The 3,864-nt window shown below is 67.7% G+C and carries 3 protein-coding genes; all 3 read right to left on the bottom strand.

Annotation, left to right across the window (positions count from 1 at the left end; all coding sequences use genetic code 11):
* Positions 1-79 precede the first annotated feature (79 nt).
* The gene (locus tag AC1DTF_RS32170; RefSeq protein WP_477477011.1) at positions 80-1,999 is read right to left on the bottom strand and encodes a zinc ribbon domain-containing protein; all 1,920 of its coding nucleotides are present in this window, start codon (positions 1,997-1,999) and stop codon (positions 80-82) included.
* Positions 1,999-3,603: a S53 family peptidase gene (locus AC1DTF_RS32165; protein ID WP_057166906.1), complete on the bottom strand. Its 1,605-nt coding sequence runs from the start codon at positions 3,601-3,603 to the stop codon at positions 1,999-2,001. Before AC1DTF_RS32165 ends, AC1DTF_RS32170 begins: the two co-directional genes overlap by 1 nt.
* Before the next feature lie 62 nt (positions 3,604-3,665).
* Positions 3,666-3,864 (bottom strand): hypothetical protein (locus tag AC1DTF_RS32160; protein WP_477477010.1); only part of this gene is annotated, 199 nt, incomplete at its 5' end.

Below are 3,864 nucleotides of genomic sequence, written 5' to 3'. Positions count from 1 at the left end.
ACCCAGGTCCCTGGCGAGCAGACGCAAAAGGCCACAGAAACCGGAGTTTCAGCGGCCTTTTGCGTCTGCTCGCGCCGGGCTAGYGGGGTGGGTCGCCGCGCCAACTGAAACTGTTGACGTACTTACCCATGTCCAGCGCCAGCTGCAGGTTGGCCGCTGACGGTTTACCGGAACCGAAATCCGGCCCGAAGGCGCGGTACGGCCCGACCGCGCCGGCGATCAGGGCCAGATCGTTCTTGAYGGCGACCATCACGATGACGCGCATCCGGGACGAACTGCTCATCGCGCCCTGCGGCCACATATCTGCGGCCATCCCGTATCCGTGTTGGTAACCGACCATGGTGTTCGGGATCTCGTAGGCCGTCTTGGTGTCCGGGAACGTCTCGTTGACCAGCCCGACGGCGATCTCCTCCGGCGTGCGCCCGGCTGCAGGCCGGCTGAACAGCTGCATCGTGCCGCCGTCACCGGCCTGCAGCACCGCGGTGATCCCGTTGTCGCGCTTGGAGATCTGGTATGCCGCATTCTCGACCGGGTAGGACACCGAGAACGAGCCGTCCGGGGCGGTGAACCGGGGATTGATCTCCACCGCGCGATTCATCGGCGGGCTCCCGCAATCCGGCGGGCAGATGTACTTGGGAGCGGGTTTGGAGATCAGCCCGGACAGCCCGACCAGCCCGCCGGCCACCACGACGACCGCGATGCCGAGCACCAGCGCCACGGTGCGGAAGGACGTCTTCGGCGGCTGAAGGGCTTCGAAGGTACCGGAGTGCAGCGAGTACCCGGGCTTCAGGCCGACGACCAGTTCCCCGGCCGCGGGTTCCTCGGCGAGCCGGATCGGGCGATCGTCGCGCCGGGTCCGGCGCGACCGGCGCGAGGATGCGTGCATGGCCGCACCGCAATTCGCGCAGAACGGCGCATCGGGCACGACGTGATCGCATTCCACGCACAGGATCGGCTCGTCGGTGCGGATCTCGTCCTGCGCCTCGTGCAGCAGGGCCAGATGCAGGCCGACACGCAGCGCGAACAATGCCAGTGCGGTCAGGGTCAGATGCCCGGCCAATTGCAGCCACTGCGGGAAGCGGGCCACATCGAGCAGGCCCAGTCCGGCGTAGACGACCATCACCACCAATGCGATGGCGACGAGCGTGCCGCGGACGAAGCCGCGATTCTTGGTGACCTTGGTGGGGGGCCGGGTGAACCACAGTGCGGTGCCGATCAGGCCGCCGACGGCGGCGGCGGTCAGTGGGACGGCGATTCCGCGGATGCCCGCCTCGACGAGCAACCCGTCCAGCGGGCGGACCCGGTTGATCATCCCGGTGGTGAATTGCGGCGCCAGCCGGGTGAGGGTGGCCGCCGCGGTGAACGTCAGGGCGCCCAGTGCACCGATGGCGTAGCCGTCCAGGGATTCCCGGTTACCGCGCCACCCGAACCGCGCCACCAGCGCGGGCACCTGCATGAGCAGCATGCTGCCGACCGGTATCGCGATACCGTCACGCAGAATCCGTTCGCCGGCGATGCCTGCCCCCAGCGGGACGCCGTAGGCGCGGGCCAGGGCCACTCCGGTCAACAGCACCCAACCGACGCCGAGCACCACTCCGAGGGTCGCGGTCAATATCAGCGTGCTGCGCGGGATATCCCGGGACACACCGGATTCGCGGAGATAGAGGGCGAACAGCAGGGGAATGCCCAGGGAGGCGACGGCGATGAGCGCGGCGGGCATGCGCAGCACGGTGCCGACGGTCAGCGCCACCGCCAGCAGCACCAGACCCATCAGGAACACCTTGCGTGACCGCGGCGACAGGTGCGGGAACAGCGAACTGGTCAGCGACGGCGAGAGCAGACGCTGACCGGGGGCGGCGCTGAACGCACGGGCGCGCAGCCAGTGCGGGCCGTCACCGCGTTTGTGCTCGGCCAGGGGGACGCCGCAGAGCCCGCAGTATTCGCCTGCGGGAACGTCGATCTGGCAGACCTGGCATTCGACCATGCCGGGAGCGCTCATCAGGCACCCACTCTCTGTGCGATCTGCAGGTTGCGCACCAGGTTGTCGATATCGGGCGTGCCCAGTCCGGTGACCAGGTCATAGCCGGGCCCTGCGTTGTCGACGGCGTTGCCGCCCAATGTCACATCGCGGAAGGCAGGCCGCGGGGCGCCCTGGGCGATGCGGTACAGCAACGGGTTGATATCGCCGATGAGGGAGCCGTTGTTCTCCAGCAACCACTGGTTCATCACCGCGGTGAGGCCGGCCCAGATGGGGGCGGACTGTGAGGTGCCGCCGCCGACGACCATCTGATCGTTGAGCACGATCTTCACGCCGGTGAACGGATCGGCGACTGCGGCGATATCCGGTGTCATGCGCTTGCCGTTGTGACGGTCCGGGGCAACCGCGGCCGCCGCGGTGCGCTGCCAGGGCGGCATGTCGAAGAGCGCCGATATGCCGCCGCCGGTGCCCTGCGACAGTGGGACGTCGAACCAGGTCTGCTCGGACACCCACCTGCCGTCGGCGTCGGTGGAGAGGGTGGTGCCGCCGACACTGGTCATCTCGGGCAGCGAGGCGATCGAGTCGAGGCCGATGTCCTGTTCACTCGGCGGGGACGACCAGTCTTGTCCGCCACGGCATTCCATGCCGGCGAGGTCGCCGCTGGCGTTGTAGGCCGTGGTGCCGTGGGACTGGGCTGTGCGCAGCGCGGACCGGACCGGAGCCAGATCGGCCGCGGTGATGAGCTTGTCGCAACCCCAGCCGATCGAGAAACTCCACACCGCTCCGGGGAACTGCCGATCGGTGTCCTCGAGCATCTCGCCGATCTTGCGGTAGCCGCCACCACCCTCGACGGTGGGGCGGGCGTTCACCACGACCTTGCGGGCATCGGGGGCAATCGCATGTGCCACTTGAAGATCCATCGACAGTTCGCCGCGCGGTTCGCCGGGCGATCCGCCGACGACCTCGGGGGTGAACTGCGGCAGGCCGAATGTGGTGCTGAACGTGTCCAGGTCGGATTGATGGAAACCGTCGAAGGCGAAGATCACGATGGTGACTCCTCTTCCGGTGAAGCCGTCCCTGTTCAGATCGTCGACGTTGTAGGTGTTCAGCAGTGCCTGGGGCGCCAGGCCCTGATCGGGCACATCGAGGGGAATGTGATCGGGGCGCGACATGTGATGTGGTGTGTAGCTGAGGATTCGGCCGATCTCGGACACTTCGCCGCGCAGCGGCTCGGGGACTGCAGGCTGATGCGGTGAGGCATAGAAGAGCTGTCCTCTCCTGCCGCGGTAGTCGCGCACCGAGACGTCGAACGCCTGCTCGACGGCGGCCGGGGGTCCCTCGACGATCACCCAGTCATCGCCTGGGCGCCACTGCACCGACAGTGATTGGTCGCGGGCCCAGTCCATCAGCGCGGTGGGCTGGGATTCGTCGGTGAGGGTGGCGGTGAGCTCGATGCTCTCCTCGCGGGCCGGCCCGAGGTCGATCGACGCATCCAGCAGGGACGCGTAAGGGCCCTCGATGAGCCTGTCATCGGGGCGTTGCCTGTCGACGTACAGATCGACGGCGAGCACCAATGCTCCGATGAGGAGCAGGGCGGTCAGTGAGCGGGCGAGCACCGTTCTCATGGTTCCAGAAGAACTGAGGGCGGGTCCGAAAAATTCGGACCCGCCCCGTTCAGAGTTGTCGCTCAGTCGTTCTGCTGGGGGTCGAAGGTCGGCTGCGGGGCCGTCACCGGAGGAGTGAACACGCCGCCGCCGGGGTTCAGCGACTTCTCGGTCGGGGTCACCGAGACCTCGGTCGTGGTCGTGGTCGTGGTGGGCGRCTCTTCGGGCTTGTCGCTGTCACTGCTGCACGCCGCGGTGAAGCCGATCATCGCGATGATGGCG

The organism is Mycobacterium sp. P4_H6, assembly GCF_056400845.1.
This window is presented reverse-complemented; position numbering and strand designations above follow the sequence as displayed.